Raw genomic sequence first — 23,400 nt, forward strand, 5'->3', positions numbered from 1 at the left:
ACCGATAAAGGCAGCCGACCATCGTCTGTCATGGGGGCGCAGTATTTATTTGCGACATCTACCCGCTGCCGCCAGGCAATACGACAAGTTGGACTTCAAGCGCGGGCAATTATGCAGTAACGTGCCGGGTATTCTTGATTAAACGTTTCAGCCTGCGCATTTAAAGGCCTCGAACCCGGCAGTGGTGTGCTTGCCACGCATCAACTGACGCAGCACGGGAAGAGCGACCTAAGCTGACTTAATTCAAAACAATACCGGTTGCCATTGAGTACCGGAAAGGAGAACGCATGCTCGAGCTCACCATAGAGCAGATATCCATGGGCCAGACGGCTGTGGACAAGTCTGCGGCGCTGCAATTGCTTGCCGATAAACTGGTCGCCGATGGCTTGGTAGCCGAAGGCTATCTGAGTGGCTTGCAAGCGCGTGAGGCTCAGGGTTCGACCTTTCTGGGTCAGGGCATTGCCATCCCCCACGGCACGCCCGAAACACGTGAGCTGGTGTTCACCACGGGCGTGCGCCTGTTGCAGTTCCCCGAGGGGGTGGACTGGGGTGATGGCCAGATGGTGTACCTGGCCATCGGTATTGCCGCAAAGTCCGACGAACATTTACGTTTGCTGCAACTGCTGACCCGTGCCCTGGGCGAAACCGATCTGGGTGAGGCCCTGCGTCGCGCCAGCTCCGCCGAAGCCTTGCTTAAACTGCTGCAGGGCGCACCACAGGAGCTGGCGCTGGATGCACAGATGATCGGCCTGGGTGTGTCTGCCGATGACTTTGAGGAACTGGTATGGCGTGGTGCCCGTCTGCTGCGTCAGGCTGATTGCGTGAGCAATGGCTTTGCTGCCGTACTGCAGCAAGTCGATGCGCTGCCGCTGGGCGATGGCCTGTGGTGGCTGCATAGCGAGCAAACCGTCAAACGTCCGGGGCTGGCGTTTGTGACACCGGACAAACCGATGCGCTATCTGGGCCAGCCCCTGAGCGGTCTGTTCTGCCTGGCCAGCCTTGGCGAAGCGCATCAGGCCTTGCTGGAGCGCTTGTGCGCGCTACTGATTGCCGGTCGTGGCCACGAACTGGGCAGTGCCACCAGCCGCCGTGCCGTGCTTGAAGTATTGGGCGGCGAGCTGCCGGCCGACTGGCCAAGTGCCCGTATTCCCTTGGCCAACGCCCACGGCCTGCATGCGCGGCCGGCCAAAGTGCTGGCGCAACTGGCGAAAAGTTTTGAAGGCGAAATCCGCGTCCGGATCGTCGATGGCCAGGATTCGGCGGTATCTGCCAAGAGCTTGAGCAAGCTGCTGAGCCTGGGTGCCCGTCGCGGTCAGGTGCTGGAATTTGTCGCCGAGCCGAATATCGCCAACGATGCATTGCCTGCACTACTGGCTGCGGTCGAGGCAGGTTTGGGCGAGGAAGTCGAGCCGTTGCCGGCGTTGGCTGAAGCCGTGCCCGGTGTCGCCGAAATTGCCACGGTGCTTACCGCCCCGGCGGCTGGCAGCCTGGTGCAGGCGATTGCCGCATCGCCCGGCATTGCCATTGGCCCTGCCCATATACAGGTGCTGCAAACGTTCGATTACCCGCTGCGTGGCGAGTCTTCCGTGGTCGAGCGCGAGCGTCTGCAAAAAGCCCTGAGCGAAGTGCGCAAGGACATTGAAGGCCTGATTACGCGCAGCCAGTCCAAGGCCATTCGCGAAATTTTCATTACCCACCAGGAAATGCTCGACGACCCTGAACTTACCGATGAAGTGGATTCGCGCCTCAAGCAGGGCGAAAGCGCCGAAGCGGCGTGGATGTCGGTGATCGAGGCCGCTGCGCGTCAGCAGGAGTCCTTGCAGGATGCGCTGCTGGCCGAGCGGGCAGCGGACCTGCGGGATATCGGCCGTCGCGTGCTGGCCCAGCTGTGTGGCGTCGAAACCCCGGCCGAGCCTGACCAGCCTTATGTGCTGGTAATGGATGAGGTCGGCCCTTCAGATGTGGCTCGCCTTGATCCGGCGCGGGTGGCAGGCATTTTAACCGCCCGCGGCGGTGCGACCGCGCACAGCGCCATTGTCGCCCGCGCGCTCGGTATTCCGGCCCTGGTTGGCGCGGGCGAAGCGGTGCTGCTGCTGGCGCCGGGCACTGAATTGTTGATTGATGGCCAGCGCGGTCGCCTGCACGTCTCCCCGGATGCCGACGCCTTGCAGCGTGCCACCCAGGAGCGCGACAGCCGTGAGCAGCGTTTGCTGGCAGCCTCTGCCCAGCGCCACGAACTGGCCGTGACCCAGGATGGTCATGCGGTTGAAGTGTTTGCCAATATCGGTGAGAGCAAGGGCGTCGCCACGGCAGTGGAGCAGGGCGCCGAAGGCATTGGCCTGCTGCGCACCGAACTGATTTTCATGGCCCATTCGCAAGTACCGGACGAGGCGACTCAGGAAGCCGAATACCGTCGTGTACTCGACGGCCTGGCTGGCCGGCCGCTGGTGGTACGCACGCTGGACGTGGGCGGTGACAAACCGCTGCCGTACTGGCCGATCGAGAAAGAAGAAAACCCGTTTTTGGGTGTACGTGGCATTCGTCTTACGCTGCAACGGCCGCAGATCATGGAAAGTCAGTTGCGCGCCTTGCTACGTTCAGCCGACAACCGCCCGCTGCGTATCATGTTCCCGATGGTGGGCAGCGTGGCCGAGTGGCGTGCCGCCCGTGACATGACCGAGCGTTTGCGCCTGGAAATTCCAGTGGCTGACCTGCAATTGGGGATCATGATCGAAGTGCCGTCGGCTGCCTTGCTGGCGCCCGTGCTGGCCAGGGAAGTGGACTTTTTCAGCGTCGGCACCAACGACCTGACCCAATACACCCTGGCCATCGACCGTGGCCATCCGACCCTGTCGGCCCAGGCTGACGGCTTGCACCCCGCGGTATTGCAACTGATCGATATCACCGTGCGTGCGGCTCATGCCCACGGCAAATGGGTGGGCGTGTGTGGCGAGCTGGCGGCTGATCCGCTGGCCGTGCCTGTGCTGGTGGGCCTGGGCGTGGATGAGCTGAGCGTTTCGGCGCGCAGCATCCCCGAGGTCAAGGCGCGGGTACGCGAGTTGAGCATGGATCGTCTGAAAACCCTGGCCGCCGAAGCGTTGAGCGTGGGCAGCCCGGATGAAGTTCGTGCGTTGGTGGAGGCGCTCTGATGGCCCGTATTCTGACTGTCACCCTCAACCCGGCACTGGACTTGACCGTGCGTCTTGGGCAACTGGCACCGGGGGAGGTTAACCGTAGCCCGCTGATGCTGACCCATGCTGCCGGCAAGGGCCTGAACGTGGCGCAAGTACTGGCCGATCTGGGCCACACGCTGACGGTAAGTGGCTTTTTGGGTGAGGATAATGCGCAAGCATTCGATGCCCTGTTCAAGCGTCGCGGTTTTGTCGATGTCTTTATCCGTGTGCCGGGCGAAACCCGCAGCAATATCAAGCTGGCTGAAGACGATGGCCGCGTCACCGACCTTAACGGGCCGGGGCCGCAGGTTGGCGCACAGGCGCAGCAAACCTTGCTCGATACCCTTGAGCGCATTGCTCCCGGGCATGACGCGGTCGTGGTGGCTGGCAGTTTGCCCCGAGGCGTCAGCCCGCAATGGCTGCACGATCTGCTGCTGGGCTTGAAGGCTCAGGGCCTGAAAGTGGTCCTGGACACCAGCGGCGAGGCCTTGAAGCAGGGCCTGGCAGCGGGGCCGTGGTTGATCAAGCCCAACACCGAAGAACTCAGCGATGCGCTGGGCCGCGATATCAGCGACCTTGCAGCCCAGGTTGCAGCCGCAACCGCTTTGCAGGCACAGGGCGTTGAGCACGTGGTGATTTCCCACGGTGCTGAAGGCGTGAACTGGTTCAGCCGTGGGCCGGCCTTGCAAGCGTTGCCGCCCAAGGTCAGCGTCGCCAGCACGGTGGGTGCGGGCGACTCACTGTTGGCGGGTATGGTCCACGGTTTGCTCAGCGGCTATAGCCCCGAGCAGACCCTGCGCACCGCCACTGCCATTGCGGCAATGGCCGTTACTCAGATCGGTTTTGGTATCAGCGATGCAGCGCACCTGGCGACGCTCGAAAGCGGCGTTCGCGTTCGCCCCCTGACAGAAGAATAAAAGGAATCCACATGAAATTAGCCATTGTGACGGGCTGCCCCAACGGCATGGTGACCAGCGTGCTGTGCGCCCGTTTGCTTGATGCGGCGGCTCAGCGTCAGGGCTGGAGCACCAGCGTTGAAGTCCACGACCCCAAGCACCCTGAACGTCAGTTATCGGCGGCGACCATCGATGAAGCCGAGTGGGTGTTGCTGGTCAGCAGTACGCCGCTGGATATGCAGCGTTTTATCGGCAAGCGTGTGTTCCAGAGCACGCCGGCCCAGGCCCTGCAAGATGTAGAGGCGGTGTTGCAGCGTGGCGTGGAGGAGGCCGAGGTCTACGTTGCACCTGCGCCAACAGCTGCTGTTGAAAACGCGCAGAAAACTCCAAAAATCGTCGCCATCACCGCCTGCCCGACAGGCGTGGCCCATACCTTTATGGCAGCCGAAGCCTTGCAGCAAGCGGCCAAGCGTTTGGGCTACGACTTGCAAGTCGAGACCCAGGGTTCGGTAGGCGCGCGCAACCCGTTGAGCGCCGAAGCCATTCGCGACGCCGATGTGGTGTTGCTGGCGGCGGATATCGAAGTGCCCACCGAGCGTTTTGCCGGCAAGAAAATCTACCGTTGCGGCACAGGCATCGCCCTCAAGCAAGCCGAAGCCACCCTGAACAAGGCGTTGAGCGAAGGCAAGCAGGAGAGTGCCGCCGCTGCGGGCGGGGCGCCTGCCAAGCAGGAGAAGGCCGGGGTCTACAAGCACCTGCTGACGGGTGTGTCCTTTATGCTGCCGATGGTGGTGGCAGGGGGGTTGCTGATCGCGCTGTCTTTCGTATTTGGCATTGAAGCTTATAAAGAGCCCGGCACGCTGGCGGCGGCGCTGATGCAGATCGGTGGCGATGCCGCATTCAAATTGATGGTGCCGCTGCTGGCGGGTTATATCGCCTACTCGATTGCCGACCGCCCGGGCCTGGCGCCGGGGATGATCGGCGGCTTGCTGGCGAGTACCCTGGGTGCGGGCTTTATCGGTGGGATTATTGCCGGTTTCATCGCCGGTTACTGTGCCAAGGCGATCAACCGTTATGCGCGCTTGCCGCAGAGCCTTGAGGCGCTGAAACCGATTTTGATCATCCCGTTGTTCGCCAGCCTGTTTACCGGTCTGGTGATGATTTACGTGGTGGGCAAGCCGGTTGCCGGAATGCTTGAAGGCCTGACCCACTTCCTCGACAGCATGGGCACCACCAACGCCATCCTGCTGGGTGTATTGCTGGGCGGGATGATGTGCGTAGACCTGGGCGGGCCGATCAACAAGGCGGCCTATGCGTTTTCGGTGGGGCTGCTGGCTTCGCAAAGTTATGCACCGATGGCGGCAACGATGGCGGCGGGCATGGTGCCGCCGATTGGCTTGGGTATTGCCACGTTCCTGGCGCGCCGCAAGTTCGCCCAGACTGAGCGTGAGGCGGGCAAGGCTGCACTGGTGCTGGGGCTGTGCTTTATTTCCGAAGGTGCCATTCCATTTGCTGCCAAGGATCCGCTGCGGGTGATTCCGGCGAGCATCGTGGGGGGCGCGTTGACGGGGGCATTGTCGATGTACTTCGGTTGCAAGCTGATGGCACCGCACGGTGGCTTGTTTGTATTGCTGATTCCAAACGCGATCAACCATGCGCTGCTGTACTTGTTGGCGATCGTGGCAGGTAGTTTGCTGACGGCGGTGGTGTACGCGGTGATCAAGCGTCCGGAGCCGGTTGAAATGGCGCTGGAGACGGCCAAAGCATAAATCAATCCCCGCTCCCACAATGTCACCGCAAATCCAGTGGGAGCTGGTTCGCCTGCGATGCAGGCACTGGGGTCTGTCAGGCAAACCGTGGCGATGCCATCGCGAGCAAGCCCGCTCCCACAATGTCACCGTAAATCCAGTGGGAGCTGGCTTGCCTGCGATGCAGATACTGGGGTCTGTCAGGCAAACCGTGGCGATGCCATCGCGAGCAAGTCCGCTCCCACAAGAGCTGAGCAGCTTGTCCGACTAGTACACATCCCGCCGATAACGCCCTTGCTCGATCAGCTTCTCTACCGCTTCTGCCCCCAGCATGTCGATCAGCGCTTGATCCACACCCGCCGCCATTCCCTGCAAACTGCCACAGATATAAATCGCCGCGCCTTGGTCCAGCCATTGGCGTACCTGCTCGGCAGACTCGCGCAAGCGGTCCTGCACATACACGTTCTGCGCCTGATCCCGTGAAAACGCCAGATCCAGCCGCGCCAGATCGCCACTGGCCAACCAGCCCTGCAGCTCATCGCGGCAATAGAAGTCGTGCTCGGCATTACGCTCGCCAAAGAACAGCCAGTTGCGCTGCTGGCTCTGGGCAATCCGAGCCTTGAGCAAGCTGCGCAGCCCTGCCAGGCCGGTACCATTGCCGAGGAGAATCATTGGCACCGGTTCGGCCGGCAAATGAAAACCGCTGTTGCGGCGCACGCGCAGGCTGATCGCCGAGCCGACTGCGGCATGTTCGGTAAGCCAGCCCGAACCGATGCCCAGGCTGCCATCAGCATGCCGCTCCTGACGTACGATCAACTCCAGCAGACCGTCCTGCGGGATCGAGGCAATGGAGTATTCGCGCATGTTCAACGGGATCAGTGCGTCCACCAGTGCCTGGGCGTGCATGCCCACAAGATGGCCGCGATTTTCCGGCAGTTGTCGGCCAGCCAGGGCCTGAGCCAAAGTTTCCTGCAGGCCATCGAGTTGCACCGGAGTGTCAGCCGACAGCCCCAGCCCCTCCATGAAGTGCTCAACCGCCCAGCTCGATTGCCGCGGCATCACTTCCACCAGATCACCGGCCTGCCACAGGCTGTTGGTGTCAGGCGCGCTGAGCCCCAACAGGTACACCCCCGAGCCACTGCTGCCGGGGTTGAGCAGCTTGCGCTCAGTCAGGGGCCAGTTGTTGTAACCAGGCGCCTGCCAGTTGGCATTCGGCGTGCCTCCGGTCAGTTGGCTAAGCTGCTGTTGCCATTGATGCAGGGCCTCGGCATCGCCGCTGTCCACCTGCACCGGGCTGAACAACGCTTGGGCACCGCGCTCGCTCAGCCAGTGCTGGATCCGCGTGGCAAAACCGCAAAAGTGCGGGTACTGACGATCGCCCAGTGCCAGCACCGAGTACTTGAGGCGGTTCAGTTCCAGAGGCTGGCCGAGGATCTTGCGTTCAAAGCCCCGCGCGCTATCAGGCGCTTCGCCATCGCCAAAGGTGCTCACCACAAACAGCGCGTTGCTGGCCTGTTGTAAATCGTTTTCGCTCAGGGCGGCCAAGGGCTGCACCCGTACCGGCAATCCGGCGGCTTGCAATTGCCCGGCGGTCTGCCAGGCCAGTTGCTCGGCAAAGCCGCTCTGGCTGGCAAAACCGATCAGCCAGGACGGCGTATCGCTGCTCGTAGCGGCAAAACCCTGGCGTGCCTGCTTGATCTGACGCTTTTTACGTCGACGGTCCAGATACAGCAACCAGCCGGTAATAAAGAACAGCGGCATGGTCAGGCTGGCTACGGTCACCAGCACGCGCCCGGTAATGCCCCAGTAACTGCCTGTGTGCAGCGCGTAGATGCTGGTCAGCAATTGTGCCTTGTAGGACTTGTCGTCATAACGATCGACTTTTTTGACGGCACCGGTGGCCGGGTCGAGCACAATCTGGTTGAACGCGCGCTCATGGGGTGAGGTGTTCAACAGGTAGAACACCGTGGCAGTCTGGCCGGCCACTGGCGGCATACGCACGTTGTACATGCTCAGCTCAGGCCCGGCGGTTTTCTGGATGCTGGCCCAAATGGCATCGTAATCGGCGACCGGAGCTGGCCCGGCTGGCCCGCCCTGACCACGGGGGCCGCGACCGCCGCCCTGGCGCTGCTCGCCGCTCGGGGCATCGGACAGGAGTTTTTGCAGGCCCTGGTTGTACCACTCATAGGACCACGACAAGCCGGTCAGTGCGGCCAGCAGATAAAAGACCATGCACCAGGTGCCCGCCACGGCGTGCAGGTCCCAGTTGAAGCTGCGACCTTTTTTCGCCCAGTCCAGGGTCAGCCAGGTGCGCCAGTTAAGCGCCTGGCGCGGCCAGCGCAGGTACAGGCCCGAGAGGCAGAAGAACACCAGCATCAGGGTGCAGGCGCCGGTGATCTGGCGACCGCTCTGGCCCATGGCCAGGAAACGGTGCAATTGCAGCATCAGGTCGAAAAAGCCCTGGCCGTTGGCCTCGCCCTGATAGGTACCGGTATAGGGGTCAACATAACGCAACTGGCCACGACGCTCGCCCGGTGGCGGGGTGAAGAAGATGCGTGCAGCGGTGCCGCTGTCCACGCCCACCCAGAGCATGGCGACTTGCTTGCCCTCGGTGGCCTCGACCCTGCGCACCAACTCGGCCGGTGGCAGCACGCCGCTGTCGAGTTTCTCGACCTTGAGCACTGAAGGGTTGAGCAAGTTCAGCAGCTCGTCCTGAAACGACACCGTGGCACCGGTTATCCCCATCAGGGCCAGAACCAGCCCGGCGGTTATGCCGAAAAACCAGTGCAGCTGAAACAGTGTTTTCTTAAACACAACGACCGCCTTGCTTGCTCAATTGAATTCATCACGGCGCAGTATGCCGTGTACGTCTTTTTACACACAAAAGCCCCGACCATTGAATGGACGGGGCCTGGTTCAGCTCAACTTCGAGTTAGAAGTGGAAGCTGGTGGTCAACAGGGCAGTACGGCCTGCGGCCTGGTTTGCAAAGTGAGTCGAAAAAGCTTTGTCGTAATAAGTCTTGTCGGTCAGGTTTTGCACGTTCAGTTGCAGATCGACGTTTTTAGTCAGCTTGTAGCTGGCCATTGCGTCGTAGCGGGTATAGGACGGTACATAGGTCGAGTTAGCGACGCTGCCGAACACTTCATCCACGTAGAACGCCCCGCCACCTACAGTCAGTTTTGGCGTGATTGCATAGGTAGTCCACAGGCTTGCACTGTTTCGTGGAGTATTAGGCAGTTTGTTGCCATCGTTGGCCTTGTTCAGAGGGCCGCCGTCCTGCTGTTTGCCGTCCAGGTAGCTGTAACCTGCGAAGACTTGCCATTTGTCTGTGATTTTACCGGTTGCAGAGAGCTCGATACCGTCAACACGAGTTTTACCGGCGTTTTCATAAGACGTGCTGTCGACTTGAACGCGAGTGTTTTCTTTCTCTGTGCGGAATATTGCAGCTGCCAGGGACAGGCGGTCGTTGAGCACATCCCACTTGGTACCGATTTCGTAGTTGGTAGTTTCTTCTGGTTCCAGATCGCTGCTGGCAAAAGCACCGCTTCGCTCAGGTGAACCTGTTAAAGAGTTAGTTTCCATGCCTTCACCGAGCATTGAACCAGGAGGCGTCGCCGACGTTGCATACGAAATATAGATGCTGCCGTTAGGGCGTACTTTCCAAACCAGCCCAAGTTGGCCGGAGAAGAAATCGCTCGTGTCGGAACCTTTGTAAGTAACTGGAGCCTTGGTTTTGGAGTCTACGCTGTGGGTCTTGTATTTGGTCTCGAAATGGTCATAACGCAGGCCCATGTTTAGCAGCCATTCTGGTGACAATTCCAGCGTATTCATGGCGTAAATTGCACGTGTAGTACTTGAAGTATTTGTGCCGTCATAATTACGAGAGATTGAACCACTCCATGGATCATTCGGAGTCGGATTGCCGAGCGAGGTGCAGTTGTAACCGCTTGGTGCTCCAATCATTGATTGGTCACAAGTTGTGGCTGTGGAGCCTTTCGTGTTTGTGTCCACGTTGTAAGTCGATCTTTTGCTGGTTTCGCGGCTAAGTTCGATACCCGTGGAAAAACTGTTTTTGAATCCCGCTATATAGACATCGCCAAACAGGTCTGTTTGGTTGGTTGTGGTGGCCGTGTTGCCCACGCGAGTGTTAGCTCTGCGCCATACGCTGCCGTTGTTAACGTTCCCCTTACTGTCATCAGGCTGCGTCAGGATGTAGTCCTGCATGCTATTGCCGTGACGAAGGGTGTTCTTGATGGTCAGGTTGTCATTGAAATCATGCTCAAACGCAAAGGTCGTGATATCCGCGCGGGTTTTGCGGAAATCACGGTCAGTCAGGCCGTAGAAGTTACTGCTGTCGCCACCGTTGTTCGGTTTGTCCGGGCTTGCTGCGGTATGGGTTTTACCCACCGAGTAGCCATACGGAATACCTGAGTCAGGCAGATCGTTGCTTTCCATATGGTAGTAGTCGACGTTGAAGCGGGTATCGGTGCCCAGGCCAAAAGCCAGGGAAGGTGCAATACCCCATCGGTCGTAATTGACGTTGTCCCGACCTGCGACGTTGCTTTCGTGGCTCATCAGGTTCAGACGACCCGCAACAGTGTCACTGAACTGGTAGTTGCCATCCAGGGTGTAGCGCTGGGTCTGATCCGAGCCCCATGTCCATCCGCCGTCCACGGAATTACCCAAGTGGGCTTTTTTGCTGACCATGTTAATGGTGCCGCCAGCCGCGCCGCGACCGCCGAAGGCCGAGTTAGGGCCCTTGGCAACTTCAATGTTCTCTACCGCGAAGATCTCGCGGCTCTGCGCGCCGGTGTCTCGCACGCCATCCAGATAGGTGTCACCCTGAGCATCAAAACCACGGATAAAAGGACGGTCGCCCTGTGGGTTGCCACCTTCGCCTGCGCCGAAGGTGATGCCCGGTACGGTGCGTAATGCGTCCTGTAGCGAGGTAGCTGCTGTGTCTTTGATTAACTGTTGAGGGATGATGGTGATCGAGCGAGGGGTGTCGATCAGGGGGGCGGTGTACTTGGACGAGCTGGCTTTTTCGGTTTGATAAGACTGCTCGGTCTGTTCACCGGTAACTGTGGTCGCGCCAAGGGAAATACTGCTGCCCTGTGCCTTGCTGCCAGTGCTCTCGGCAGCCTGAACCATATGGCCTGCCGAGGTCGCGGTAATCGCGACACCGATGGCCGAAGCCAGTAAACGCGGTGAGCTGACGGGTATTTTTATTTGTTGGCGCGACATTTGAAGATCCCTTCCCCCAGAATTTGAGCCGCGAAATATATGGCAAACAATTCTGACTATCAATTGCGAGGCATTACGATTTGCGCTGAATTTACATTCTTTACAAATTGCCTTTACGGTTTTTTCACACTCGTTCGTCTACAGGTCTCTTAACAAAGTTTTACACAGACAATAAGAATCAATACCATTGCCATCCCTTTGCTATCAGGTATTGCGTCATGTTGCTGCATATCCCCGGCTTGTTCTCCCGTGAAGAGGTGCAGCGCATCCGTGAGGCACTGCAGCAGACGCAATGGGCTGACGGTAAAATCACCGCCGGCTTTCAATCGGCCAAGGCCAAGCACAATCTGCAACTGCCCGAAGACCATCCCCTCGCCAAGGAGATCGGCGCGGCGATGGTAGACAGGCTGTGGAAAAATCCGCTGTATATGTCGGCGGCCCTGCCACACAAGGTCTTCCCGCCGTTGGTGAACTGCTACACCGGGGGCGGCAGTTTCGACTTCCATATCGACAATGCCGTGCGCCAGCCCAAGGGCAGCCCTGAACGGGTGCGTACTGATCTGTCGGCGACCCTGTTTTTCAGTGACCCCGAGGAGTACGACGGCGGCGAACTGGTGATTCAGGACACCTATGGTGTGCAGCAGGTCAAACTGCCTGCTGGCGATATGGTCTTGTACCCCGGTACCAGTTTGCACAAGGTCAATGCCGTTACCCGTGGGGCACGTTTTGCGTCGTTCTTCTGGACTCAGAGCCTGGTACGCGAGGACAGTCAGCGCACGTTGCTGTTTGAAATGGACGGCGCGATCCAGCAACTGACCCGTGACGTTCCTGATCATCCTTCGCTGATCCAGCTCACCGGCACTTATCACAACCTGTTGCGTCGCTGGGCCGAGGTGTAATTCATGAGCTTTCAATTACGCCGCGAAGAAGTACTCAATGGTGACCAGCTGAGCGCCATGTTGAGCGAGAACCCGGCCAAAGCGGCCCAGGCCATTTTGATGGCGGCCAAAGAGGGCATCGTCGATGGTCAGGCGTTGCTGGGGCAGATCCTGCTCGACGGCCAGGGCATCGAGCGCGACCCGGTGCTGGCCAAGCGCTGGTTTCAGATTGCGGCCAATGCCGGCCACTTGATGGCCCGCAACATGCTGGGTCGCTGCTGGGAGCATGGTTGGGGCGGGCCCGTCGACTGCACCCTGGCAAGCCTGGAATATCGACAAGCCGCTGAAGCTGGACTGGATTGGGCGCTCTACAACTACGCCAACTTGCTCGCTACCGGTCGCGGCGTAACCCAAGACCAGAACGCGGCGTACCAGCTGTACCGGGTGGCGGCACAGGCGGGCCATGCCAAGTCGATGAACCTGCTGGGGCGTTACCTCGAAGAAGGTGAGCATTGCCCGGCCGACAAAGCCGAGGCCTGTCTCTGGTACGAGCGCTCGGCACGCGGCGGTGATTTTCGTGGCCAGTTCAGCCATGCCTCGGTACTGGCCGAAGACGGCAATATTGATGACGCGTTGCGCTGGTTCGAGCGTGCCCTGAACGGCGGCAATCTGAACTTCTTGCGGGTGACCCTGGGCACCCTGCTAGAGGCTCGGGAACCCCGTATCCGGGCACTGAGCGATGCCTGGCAAGTGCGTATCGATGCCTTGCAGGGCAACAACGGCTGACCGTGATTACACCGTCAAAGGTAATGCTCGTACGCGGCTTTCAAGCGTGTCCTAGTCAATAACTGTTTATTCGAGTAATTATTAATTTTTATTTTTGTCCCGGTCTTACAGGTACTCGGGTAGTTCTGTTATTGATGGATGCTCTTTGAGAAGTGATGCTGTTCGAACAGGATCATTTTTTAAAGGGAATTAATATGCAGGTTGATAATAAGGCGTTCAGCAACAGTGCTGAGGAGGCCAGATCGCTTGAGAAAATGAGCGCTCTGGAAGCGGCTATCTATTTGCCATCGCATTATATTCAAATGCTGGCCGGTGAAAAAGATTCCGCTGTTTCAAAGGAAGAATTGGGTTTTATTATCCGGCGCAGTGATATTCACAGTGTTCGAGCCTATGTGAGTGAGTCACGCAAGTTACCCGTGGATTACAACAAGATTGTGGCCTGGTTTGGCCTGGACACTACAAGTATTCCGGGGCTAGAACCCGCCAGTATTCAGTCTTTTCATCAACGCGTCGTGCAGCATGCCGGCAGCTGGTCGGCGCTCGAGCGGGAAACAAAGGAACTTGCTCGCCAACTGAACCGGTTCTCGGACAGTTTCATTACCCATGCCAATGGCATCATTGAGTTAATAAACAGGCTGGATTCCGATCGGCTGTTCTCTGGTGGGCTGGACGATCTGACGGCCGCGGAAACCGCGCAGTTGGCTGATGGGCTTAGCTCTACAGAGCTCAAGGCAGTCACCATCATGCGCGAACATGTAAAGTCGATCAAAAGCAGCACCGAGTCCTATATAAAAAGAGCCTACGCAGTGGGGGTATTGGCGGCCGAGTTTGAGCGCGTCCTGTCCGATGAGTTGACTCATGAAGTCAATGCCAAACTGGATGCCTATGCCAAAGCGGGCCTTTCCAGGGACCGTGAAACACTGACTGCGCGCATCAAAGAGCTGGACAGCGAAATCGAGCGATTAATAAGGGATTACAGGTCTCAGGTTTTGTACGGGCACTCAGGGATTTTTCTGGGGCCTATCGGCTTGGCTGTCACAGGCGGGATATTCGGGGTAAAGGCCGAAGCAATACGCACACGAAAAAACAAACTGATTGCCGAGCGTGACATTGCCAGGCAAGGCAGCCAGGAGCAAGAGCAACTCGCGATGGTGCTGGATGCCACCCAGCAGCGTTTTACCGACTTGCGCAGTCGCATGCTGGGAGCGGAAGAGGGCGCCAAGCGTCTGGCGCAAGTATGGAGCTATATCAGTAACTACCTGGATGAAGTTGATCATGAATTGGGGTACGTGGATTCTTTTGCTCGCTTATACAAACTTAAAGTTGATTTTGCACAGCTGCTGAATCCGTGGAAGCGTGTTAAGGATTACAGTGTGCAAATATCCAATGCATTTAATGAGATTATTGAAAAGCGTATTTGAAAAGGAAGTCACAATATGAATGCGGACGTCGATGAAGTGGAGTATGAAACCCCTGATATGCCAGGTGTTTTCAGCGGGCTAAAAAAGTTTAATGCGGTGGCGGTCAGTCATGAATACGATTTTATTCCATCGTTGCAGGAGCGTTTAAGCCTGGCGGCCAGATGCTTGAGTCGTGGTGCGCGCAGTATTGTCGACAAGGTGCGTAGCCTTGAAGTAATGGTGGACAGTGCGGGTTTTGATGAACTGGCGGAACAATGGGCAGCCATTCACACTCATGGCCCATTAACGCCAGAGGCTCGCACCTCTGCAATCCATATTCTGAATGAAACTTTCACTCAGCGAAGCCGGCGCCTGGTGAGTGCTGTTGCGGCGGCCAAAGCGCAAATAGCATTGCGTACTGCCGAAGGCGAGGGACTGAATCTCGAACACTATTCCGATCCGCTGCTGGCGTATGACGTGGCCAGGCTGGATGAACTGGAGCAACAGGCGATTACGCTGCAACTGGAAGAAGATCAATTGCGTGCGGACAAACAGGTTGTCGTCGCGGCTCTGGAGATCCTTCAGTCCAGGACCTGGCTTGATCATGCAAGGGATTTGCTGCCTGGTATTGAACAAATTCAGGTACTTGTGACAACAGCTGCAGTGGGAAAGGTCGAGGCGGATGTGGTGATTGCCGCCATTGAGCGTATAACGCAGTACCTGGGTTTTATTGACAGTGGGTACAGGATGTTTTCGCTGATTGAAGCACGCAACAAAATCACCGACAAACTGGCTGATTTGAGCATGCGTAAATCCAGGGACAAGTCAGACAGGCGCGTGCTCAAGGAGCGCGCTGAAAAAATAAGGCGTCACGCAGAGCTGGTTGAGGCGCGGGCGTACTGGGTCGACAACATGAAGCGGATTGCCAACGGGTTGACCGTGTTTTCCACTCGGGTCAATGCAGCCATTGATGCAAATGAGCACTCGATGGTGCAAGCCTCGGCAGAGCTGGCGGGTTTTCTGCGTTTCTTACGGCACATCAGCCGATAGGGGCTGCCCCCCGCACGCTTGCGCGGGGGGCCAGTTGTTACAGGTAGAACGATTTCAGCGGCGGGAAGCCATTGAACTCAACAGCGCTGTAGCTGGTGGTATAGGCACCGGTCGACAACCAGTACAGGCGATCGCCGATGGCCAGGTTCAGGGGCAGGCCGTATTTGTAGTTTTCGTACATGATGTCGGCGCTGTCACAGGTTGGGCCGGCGATGACCACTTCTTCCATCTCGCCTTTCTTTTCAGTCCAGATCGGGAACTTGATGGCTTCGTCCATGGTTTCGATCAGACCAGAGAATTTGCCCACATCGGTATACACCCAACGCTCGACGGCGGTGCGCGATTTACGTGCGACCAAAACCACTTCACTGACCAGGATGCCTGCGTTGGCGATCAGCGAACGGCCCGGTTCCAGAATGATTTCTGGCAGGTCGTCACCGAAGTCTTCTTTCAGGAAACGAATGATTTCTTCGGCGTAGGTTTCCAGGCTGTTGGTACGGGTGATGTAGTTGGCCGGGAAGCCGCCGCCCATGTTGATCAGCTTGAGGACGATGCCGTCTTCTTCTTTCAGACGCTCGAAGATCACCTTGACCTTGGCGATGGCTGCGTCCCACACGCTAATGTCACGTTGCTGCGAACCTACGTGGAACGAAATGCCGTAAGGCACCAGACCCAGGTCACGGGCCAGAATCAGCAGGTCCATGGCCATATCGGTCTGGCAGCCGAATTTTCGCGACAGAGGCCAGTCAGCGGTGGTCGAACCTTCGGTAAGGATGCGCACGTAAATCTTGGCGCCCGGCGCGGCCTTGGCAATGTTGCGCAAGTCGGCTTCGGAGTCGGTGGAAAACAGACGCACGCCTTTCTCGTAGAAATAACGAATGTCTTTGGATTTCTTGATGGTGTTGCCGTAGCTGATGCGGTCCGGGCTGACGCCGCGGTCCATGACTTTATTCAGCTCATAGATCGACGCGATATCGAAGCTCGAACCTTTGTCGCGCAGCAGATCAATGATTTCGACGGCCGGGTTGGCCTTCACCGCGTAATACACCTTGGCGAATTCGAAGCCTGCGCGCAGGTCGTCGTAAGCCTTGCTGATCATGGCGGTATCGATCACCACGAACGGTGTTTCCTGAGTGTCAGCGAACGCCTTCATTTTGTTGAAGGTGTCGCGCGCGTAATAGTCTTCGACCTGGATCGACATGCTGGGGAACTCCTGTGGCAAACGTCATCAATAAATGGGTGCAGCTGAACATCCTCCGTATCCCCACTTTGGTTCGCCTACTTCCCAAGGCATGTCCGCCGAAAGCAAATAAGGTAAATGGACCTTACTGTCTCGTCGTCAGTACTTGAGCCGGATGGATCGTTTCCAGCATGGATGTTCGGCGCGAACTTTAGGGCGTGACTGCGCTTAGATCAACAAAAAATGTCGCAATTTTATAAGCCTTCGTCGTGGGGCCAAAGTGAGCCATTTAAGTAACCGACCTTGATGACGGTGTGATGTTCCCCCGGTGGCTTTTTTGGCCGTTGCCAAACAGACGAAGCCCGCCATTGGGCGGGCTTCGGTAGTTGCATGTTGAAGCAGGGCTTACCTTGGGGGAAGGAACAGGCCAGGTCTCAAAATGCAGTACTCAGGGTCAAGGACAGGCTGCGCGGATCACCGTATATGGCGCCAGCGTAGAAGCCGTAGCGGGTGTAGTAGGTTTTGTCGAAGAGGTTGTTGGCGTTCAGGGTAACGGCCGTATCCTCGGTGAGGTCGTATTTGGCCATTGCACTCCAGATGGCATAACCTGCCCAGGTCACATCGGTGGGGCCGCGGCTCACACCGTCTGTGGGAATGCCTGCCGGAGTAGAGGTGGCGCGAATGCTGGTTTGCGCGGTGACACCGGTACCCACGGTCAAGCGATCAAGAGCACCCGACAGGCGGTAGGTGGTTGAAGCCTTGAACAGGTGCGACGGGTCACTTTGGCCGTCGGCGTTAAGGCGACGAAAGTGCAGATAGGTGTAGCCACCGTAGACATTCCAGTTGGGCGTCAACGCGCCGGAGACTTCGAGGTCGATACCTTCTGTCTCTACGCCGGTGCCGGTCGTGTAGGCCTGGGCTCCGGTGGGCGTCAGGTTGGCGCCATCGGTCACTGCCTTGTTTTCCTGGCGGGTCAGGAAGTAGGCCGCTTGAGCATTGACCTGACCGTCAAACCATTCTCCTTTAATACCGGTTTCATAACTCTGGCCGCGAATCGGCTCGAGCTTGTTGCCGCTGGCGTTTTCTTCGCTTTGCGGGCTGAAGATATCGGTGTAGCTGGCGTACAGCGAGTAGGTGTCGTTGAGGTCATACACCGCCCCCAGGTAAGGCGTGACGATACCGTTTTGTTGCTGATTGCTGCGCACTCCGGCGGTCGACACCGTGGTGCTGCTGTAATCGCTGATGCGCGCGCCCAGGATCACCGACAACGGATCGGTAATGCTCAGGCGGGTGGCCGCATACATGCCTTGCAGGCGGGTGGTGGTTTTGCTGTGCAGGCCGGTTTTGTAAGCGTTGATCCGGTAGTCGCTATCGACCCCGTTGTGCCAGTCGGTAATCGGGAAACCGTTGTTTGCCCGGAACTGGCACCCCAGCGCGCTAGGGCTGGTGCGGTCATCGCTGACCATATTGCAACGATATTGAGGTGACCAGGCGACGGTGCGACTGTCGTTGTAGCCGAACATGGCCTGGTGGGTGCGTCCGAACAGGCTGAAAGGTCCGGTCACGTCGACTTGTGCCGATTGCTGGGTCGTGTCGGTGGAGCTGTGCAGGCCATTGAGAATGGCCCCGCTACCATCCTGGTTCCAGTAACCGCCGAATGCGCCGCCACCTTTGGAGTTGACCTTGGCCAGCCCGCGGTGATTCAACGCATCGGTGGTGCTTTGCGCCGCTTTGACGTTGAGCGTCCAGTCATTATCAAAGCGATGCTCCAGCGAGCCGAACGCTGTACGCGTGGTGTACTCGCCAAAACTCCAGCTGGGCACCACGTTGGTGCTGCGCGGCAAGCTTGTTTTACTGCCATCGCCGTACCAGATAGGGATGTTCGCGCCCCAGCCGCCGCCCACGATCTTGTAGTACTCATATTGATAGCCGGCACCGAGGGTCGTGGCATCCGTCAGGTCAAACTCGACATTGGCCAGCGCGGCCCGCGAACGCTCGGATTGTTGATCGCGGAAAGAGTTGGCGTCCTCTTGCGTCATGACCAGGCGAGAGCGCAATCGGCCATCTTCAGACAAGGGCAGGTTCAGGTCAGCGCCCAGGCGTCGCTTGTCCCAACTGCCATAGGTGGCGTATGCACTGCCGCCGAACTCGTAGCCAGGGCGTTTGCGGATCAGGTTGACGGTGGCCGATGGGTCGCCGGTGCCGCCCAGCAGGCCATTGGCGCCGCGTACGATGTCGATACGCTCGTACATATCCATGTTCAGCGAGCTGCCTGCGCCACTGAAGTCCGAGCCGCCCTGAAACTGCAGGCCGTCGGTTTTCCAGTTGGTAATCGGATAGCCGCGTGCGCGGTACTCGGTGCGTCCGCCCACTTCTGACTTGCTCATGGTGACGCCGGGTGCGCTGTCCAGCGCTTGCTCGATATTGGTGATCTGGCGGTCTGCCATTTGTTCCTGGGTGATGGTGGTGACCGATTGTGGCGTTTGGCGCGGGGTGAGTTTCATGCCCGTGGAACTGGTGGTGCTCTTGACGGTGTAACCCAGTTGGCCGGTGTTTTCATCGGCTGATGGCTGGGTACCTTCGACATTCAGGGTGTCCAGTTCAATCGTCCCCGCTATTGCCGGTTGGCTGGCCAAGCCGACCATGGCGCTGAGGCTGATAGCGGCCATGAGGGCGGCCTGGTTGCGGGGTGCATTTCGGCGAGCCGGGGTGGTTAGCATCAAAGGTCGTGCTGAGAGATCCGTCATCATGCCCTGCGTTGTCATTGGTAATACTTCGTATTTGCAGATAATGTTTGGTAGCATTTTAGGTATCACGCCGCCAGGCACTATTACGGATATGTGTGGGTATGTAATGGAATGTAATGAGCGCCACGTTTTACCCACGTCAAAACCTCCCGTGGCCGCCAAAACGCTGTTGGTGGTGGATGACGATGATGAAATTCGCGAGTTGTTATGTGATTACCTGAGTGAGAACGGTGACCATGTGCTGGCAGCAGCCGATGGCCTTGAGATGTGGGCGCAGTTGGAGCGCCAGGCTGTCGATCTGGTCGTGCTCGACGTCATGCTGCCGGGAGAGGACGGCCTGAGTCTGTGTCGCCAGCTTCAATCGCGCCCCGGCCTTAGCGTGATCATGCTTTCCGCCAAGGGATCAGCGCTGGATCGCATCATTGGCCTGGAGGTTGGTGCCGACGATTATTTGACCAAGCCTTTCGAGCCCCGTGAGCTGGTGGCCAGAATCAAGGCGGTGCTGCGCCGGCAAGCACGGGCCGAGCCCATCGCGGATCGCCCGGTCACGACCCACCGCGACTTCGTCGGCTATCGCCTCGATTATGTAAAGCGCCTGTTACACACCCCGGGTGGCCAGACCCTGACCTTGCCGCGCTCCGACTTCAGGGTGTTGCGTGATTTGCTCCAGGCCCGTGAACAAGTGTTGTCGCGTGATCAATTGACACTCAGTGCGATGGGACGAGAATACTCGCCCGACGACCGCTCGATCGACATGTGCATCAGCCGTCTGCGCCAGCATTTCAAGGAGGGGCACGTCCAGATACTGACCGTGCGTAATGAAGGTTACCTGCTAAGTGTCTACAGCCCTGAAGCGGCGGTTTAACCAGGTGCGCGATGCTCTGGTGCGGGGGGTGATGCGCCTGTGGCCCAAAACCCTGTTCGGCCAACTGACGCTGATTCTGGTCAGCGGCACGCTGGCTATTCAATTGTTGTCGAGCAGCATCTGGTTCGATGTGCGCTATGCGCAAGTCCTCGAAGCGCCTGTCCGGTTGATGGCCAGCCGAACGGCACAATTGATTAACCAAGACCGTTGCATTGCGGGGCAACCCCAGACAGCACCGGCCAATTACACGGCCAGGTGCCTGGCCACGAAACCCGATACTCAACCCGGCAATGATCGCGCGGCCCGACGCACGGCTTTGCTGTTGAAACAGGCATTGGCGTATGAGTTGGGCTATGCGCCAGCGGTTGAGATGATAGAGGTCGACCTGACCGATGCATCCGGTCAGCCGCTGGTCTGGCGCAGCCTTTTTGGCCTGCAAACGGCCACCGCCCATGTGGATTTCGCGGTGCCCCTGGCCGATGGTCATTGGTTGAGCATCGAGGGGCACGAGTTGCAGGGCTGGAGCGGCGAGTCAGCATGGGCGTTAATTGCCGACTACATTCTGCGGGTCTATGTGGTGCGCATTATTGGCGTCATAGGGATGTGCTGGCTGGCTGTGCGACTGTGCCTGCGCCCTCTAAAACGGCTCAGTGACGCCGCCAATGCGTTGGGCGATAACCTTGATCAGACGCCGTTGGCGATTGAAGGGCCTCTGGAAGTCCGCCAGGCCGCCCAGATGTTTAACACCATGCAGAAACAGATTGTCGCGATGGTCAATGACCAGAGTTTTTTTCTGGCGGCAGTGTCCCACGATCTGCGAACGCCCTTGACCCGCATGCGTTTACGCATTGAGCGGTTGAGCGATCTCGATCAGCGTGAGCGCTTGAAGCAAAACATTTATCAAATGGACAAGATGATTACTCAGGTACTCGTCTATCTGCAGAGTGCCAACCAACACACATGCCAGTTTATTGATCTCGACAGCGTATTGCGCAACCTGTGTACCGAGTTGTCGACACCCGCCGAGCCATTGCCTGTCAGCGGCCGGGGCGGGATGCTCTACGCAAACGGCGTGTTGCTGCACCGTTGCTTGCAGAATTTGCTGGTGAACGCGCAGGCCTATGCCCGGGAAATAACGATTGAGGTCGAGCGCTCGTCAAGCGGTGTGACGTTGCGAGTCAATGATCGCGGGCCTGGTATAGCGCAATCTGTTCTGCATTCAGTCACCGATCCGTTCGTACGTGCGGATACCTCACGCAATGATCAATCTGGCGGTTTTGGACTGGGGCTTAGTATCGCCAGGCGTATTGCCGTCAGCCATAAGGGCAGCCTGGTGCTTGGCAATCGTGAAGGGGGAGGTTTGACCGCCTGTATTTTCTTGCCGCTCAGGGAGGGTGAGGGCGCAAGCGCTCAGGCAAAGGCTTGAGAGCAACTCAACACGTCGGAACTTCAAAAGCCTTGACCCGGGGGGTAGGGAGATCTATTTGAGTCACCGACCTTGATGCCGAGCTGATGTACCACACTTCATGAATCGAGCCGCCACGGTTTGGCCCTTGTCGCCGAATCTGGGAGCTCTAGCATGGGCTGACCATTAGAAGGAGCAGCCTCATGTTCGCCGGTTTTAACACAGTACAGCGCCAGGTCAATGGCGTGCAGATTGCCTTCCGGGTCGGCGGTCACGGGCCGGGGTTGCTGTTGATTCACGGGCACCCGCAGACGCATGTGATCTGGCACAAGGTTGCCGGGCAATTGGCCGAGCACTTCACAGTGGTCGTGGCCGATTTGCGTGGCTACGGTGACAGTGAAAAGCCCGAAGCGGTAGCCGACCATAGCAACTACAGCAAGCGTGAAATGGCCCGTGACTCGCTGAGGCTGATGAGCAGCCTGGGTTTCGAGCAGTTTTCGGTACTGGCCCATGACCGTGGCGCGCGAGTTGCCCATCGTCTGGCGCTGGACCATCCGCAGGCGATTACCCGCCTGGTCATGCTCGACATTGCGCCGACGCTGGCCATGTATGCGCAAACCAATGAGGCCTTTGCCCGTGCTTACTGGCACTGGTTCTTCTTGATTCGCCCGGCGCCGTTGCCTGAACGCCTTATCGAGGCCGATCCTGAGCAGTACCTGCTCAGCGTGATGGGCAGCCGCAGTGCGGGCTTGCAACCGTTTACGGCCCAAGCGCTGGCTGAATACGTGCGCTGCATCAAACTGCCGGGCGCGGCGCGAGGGATCTGCGAAGACTATCGTGCCAGCGCCGGGATTGACCTTGAGCATGACCGCGAGGACATTGCTGCGGGTCGGTATTTGAATATGCCCGTGTTGCTGTTGTGGGGCGCGGAGGGCACGGTGGGGCGTTGTTTCGACCCGCTTGGCGAATGGCAGAAAGTCGCGACCGATGTGCGTGGCCAGGCGTTGCCGTCCGGGCACTACATTGCCGAAGAAGTCCCTGAACTGCTGCTTGAACATGTGCTGCCTTTTCTGCGCTGAGCTATTCTGTACGCTCTTGCCGCCAAGCCGCTCATGACCATGCCGCCAATAAAATACAGTGCGCCGTTGCCTGAAGACCTGCGGGTCTTCCTCACGGTGGTGCGCAAAGGCGGCTTTGCCGCAGCGGCAGAAGAGCTGGGGTTGTCTCCAGCCTATGTCAGCAAACGTATTCAAATTCTCGAAACTACCCTGGGCAGTCGCTTGCTGCATCGCACCAGCCGCCGTATCGCGCTGACCGATGACGGCGAGCGGGTGCAGCGCTGGGCGGTACGGATTCTGGATGATGTTCAGCAGCTACAGGATGAGCTGTCCGAAGCGCATTCGGCCCCGCGTGGACGCTTGCACGTATGCAGTACTTTCGGTTTTGGCCGCAACCATGTGGCGCCTGCCATTTCCTTGCTGGCCGAGCAGTACCCCGAGCTGGAGATTCGCCTCGACGTATTTGATCGAGTGGTGAATATCGTCCATGAAGGCTTCGATCTGGAGATTCATGTGGGCGATGACATTCCGGGCCAGCATATCGGGCGCCGGCTGGTGACCAACAATCGCGTGTTGTGCGCTTCCCCTGACTACCTCAAGCGCCGGGGTGTACCTCAACATCTGGAAGACCTGGGGCAGCACGATTGCCTGGTGCTTAAAGAGCGCGACAACGCGTTTGGCATCTGGCAACTGCAAGGCCCGGAAGGCGAAGCCAGCGTGCGCGTCAGCGGGCCGTTGTCGTCTAACAGTGGCGAGATAGTGTTGCAGTGGGCACTGGACGGGCGTGGCGTGTTGCTGCGCTCGATGTGGGATGTCAGGCCACTGCTGGAACAGGGCAGGTTGGTGCAGGTACTGCCTGAATACTGGCAAAGCGCTGACGTGTGGGCGGTGTACCCGACACGGCTGGCTAACTCGGGCAAGCTGCGGGTGTGTGTGGAGTTTTTGCAGAAGCAGTTGGGGCGGTTGTGA

The 23,400-nt window shown here is 58.4% G+C and carries 15 protein-coding genes; 11 read left to right on the forward strand and 4 right to left on the reverse strand.

From position 1 onward, the window contains the following. Positions 1-287 precede the first annotated feature (287 nt). Genes ptsP through PPTH39_RS08130 form a run of 3 tightly spaced genes read left to right on the forward strand, consistent with a single transcriptional unit; the run spans position 288 to position 5,838 of the window. Positions 288-3,149: a phosphoenolpyruvate--protein phosphotransferase gene (gene ptsP, locus PPTH39_RS08120; RefSeq protein ID WP_095026378.1), complete on the forward strand. Its 2,862-nt coding sequence runs from the start codon at positions 288-290 to the stop codon at positions 3,147-3,149. After that, a complete protein-coding gene (gene pfkB, locus PPTH39_RS08125) occupies positions 3,149-4,090 on the forward strand; it encodes a 1-phosphofructokinase (protein ID WP_130871849.1) in 942 nt (313 codons plus the stop codon). The genes ptsP and pfkB overlap by 1 nt, the downstream gene beginning before the upstream one ends. A gap of 11 nt (positions 4,091-4,101) precedes the next feature. Beyond that, positions 4,102-5,838: a PTS fructose-like transporter subunit IIB gene (locus PPTH39_RS08130; RefSeq protein ID WP_095038603.1), complete on the forward strand. Its 1,737-nt coding sequence runs from the start codon at positions 4,102-4,104 to the stop codon at positions 5,836-5,838. Positions 5,839-6,084: 246 nt separating this feature from the next. Here PPTH39_RS08130 and PPTH39_RS08135 read toward each other — a convergent pair whose 3' ends face one another. Continuing rightward, positions 6,085-8,631 carry a PepSY domain-containing protein gene (locus PPTH39_RS08135; RefSeq protein ID WP_130871850.1) on the reverse strand — a complete coding sequence of 849 codons (2,547 nt, stop codon included), beginning with the start codon at positions 8,629-8,631 and terminating at the stop codon, positions 6,085-6,087. A gap of 118 nt (positions 8,632-8,749) precedes the next feature. After that, on the reverse strand, positions 8,750-11,062 hold the full coding sequence (locus PPTH39_RS08140; protein WP_130871960.1) for a TonB-dependent receptor: 2,313 nt from the start codon (positions 11,060-11,062) through the stop codon (positions 8,750-8,752). Positions 11,063-11,280: 218 nt separating this feature from the next. Here PPTH39_RS08140 and PPTH39_RS08145 point away from each other — a divergent pair, with 218 nt between their 5' ends. The 4 genes from PPTH39_RS08145 to PPTH39_RS08160 all read left to right on the forward strand — a co-directional run bounded on the left by PPTH39_RS08145 (position 11,281) and on the right by PPTH39_RS08160 (position 15,176). Next, a complete protein-coding gene (locus PPTH39_RS08145; protein ID WP_095001596.1) occupies positions 11,281-11,961 on the forward strand; it encodes a Fe2+-dependent dioxygenase in 681 nt (226 codons plus the stop codon). A gap of 3 nt (positions 11,962-11,964) precedes the next feature. Continuing rightward, positions 11,965-12,726 (forward strand): tetratricopeptide repeat protein, encoded by a 762-nt coding sequence (locus tag PPTH39_RS08150; RefSeq protein ID WP_095024064.1) that lies wholly within the window; start codon positions 11,965-11,967, stop codon positions 12,724-12,726. Between the two features lie 155 nt (positions 12,727-12,881). After that, complete coding sequence (locus tag PPTH39_RS08155; protein WP_232527624.1) at positions 12,882-14,147, forward strand: alpha-xenorhabdolysin family binary toxin subunit A; 1,266 nt, start codon at positions 12,882-12,884, stop codon at positions 14,145-14,147. A 15-nt stretch (positions 14,148-14,162) separates the two neighbouring features. Next, positions 14,163-15,176, forward strand: coding sequence for an alpha-xenorhabdolysin family binary toxin subunit B (locus tag PPTH39_RS08160; RefSeq protein WP_130871851.1), 1,014 nt, complete (start codon positions 14,163-14,165; stop codon positions 15,174-15,176). 37 nt (positions 15,177-15,213) lie between these two features. Here the strand turns inward: PPTH39_RS08160 and PPTH39_RS08165 are convergent, their stop codons facing one another. Both PPTH39_RS08165 and PPTH39_RS08170 read right to left on the reverse strand, forming a co-directional pair. Beyond that, positions 15,214-16,377 (reverse strand): type III PLP-dependent enzyme, encoded by a 1,164-nt coding sequence (locus PPTH39_RS08165; RefSeq protein ID WP_130871852.1) that lies wholly within the window; start codon positions 16,375-16,377, stop codon positions 15,214-15,216. Between the two features lie 413 nt (positions 16,378-16,790). Continuing rightward, complete coding sequence (locus tag PPTH39_RS08170) at positions 16,791-19,025, reverse strand: TonB-dependent siderophore receptor (RefSeq protein WP_130871853.1); 2,235 nt, start codon at positions 19,023-19,025, stop codon at positions 16,791-16,793. Between the two features lie 184 nt (positions 19,026-19,209). On the opposite strand from PPTH39_RS08170, the gene PPTH39_RS08175 reads away from it, so the two are divergent. From PPTH39_RS08175 to PPTH39_RS08190, 4 genes are all read left to right on the forward strand, one after another. After that, the gene (locus PPTH39_RS08175) at positions 19,210-19,968 is read left to right on the forward strand and encodes a response regulator (RefSeq protein WP_095001591.1); all 759 of its coding nucleotides are present in this window, start codon (positions 19,210-19,212) and stop codon (positions 19,966-19,968) included. Positions 19,969-19,987: 19 nt separating this feature from the next. Continuing rightward, positions 19,988-21,394, forward strand: a complete 1,407-nt coding sequence (locus PPTH39_RS08180; RefSeq protein ID WP_165446511.1) for an ATP-binding protein — start codon at positions 19,988-19,990, stop codon at positions 21,392-21,394. 182 nt (positions 21,395-21,576) lie between these two features. Continuing rightward, positions 21,577-22,452: an alpha/beta fold hydrolase gene (locus PPTH39_RS08185; protein WP_095001589.1), complete on the forward strand. Its 876-nt coding sequence runs from the start codon at positions 21,577-21,579 to the stop codon at positions 22,450-22,452. A gap of 39 nt (positions 22,453-22,491) precedes the next feature. Continuing rightward, positions 22,492-23,400, forward strand: coding sequence for a LysR substrate-binding domain-containing protein (locus tag PPTH39_RS08190; protein WP_198417404.1), 909 nt, complete (start codon positions 22,492-22,494; stop codon positions 23,398-23,400).

The sequence above is a fragment of the Pseudomonas bubulae genome, assembly GCF_900618535.1.
Taxonomy (GTDB): Bacteria; Pseudomonadota; Gammaproteobacteria; order Pseudomonadales; family Pseudomonadaceae; genus Aquipseudomonas; species Aquipseudomonas bubulae.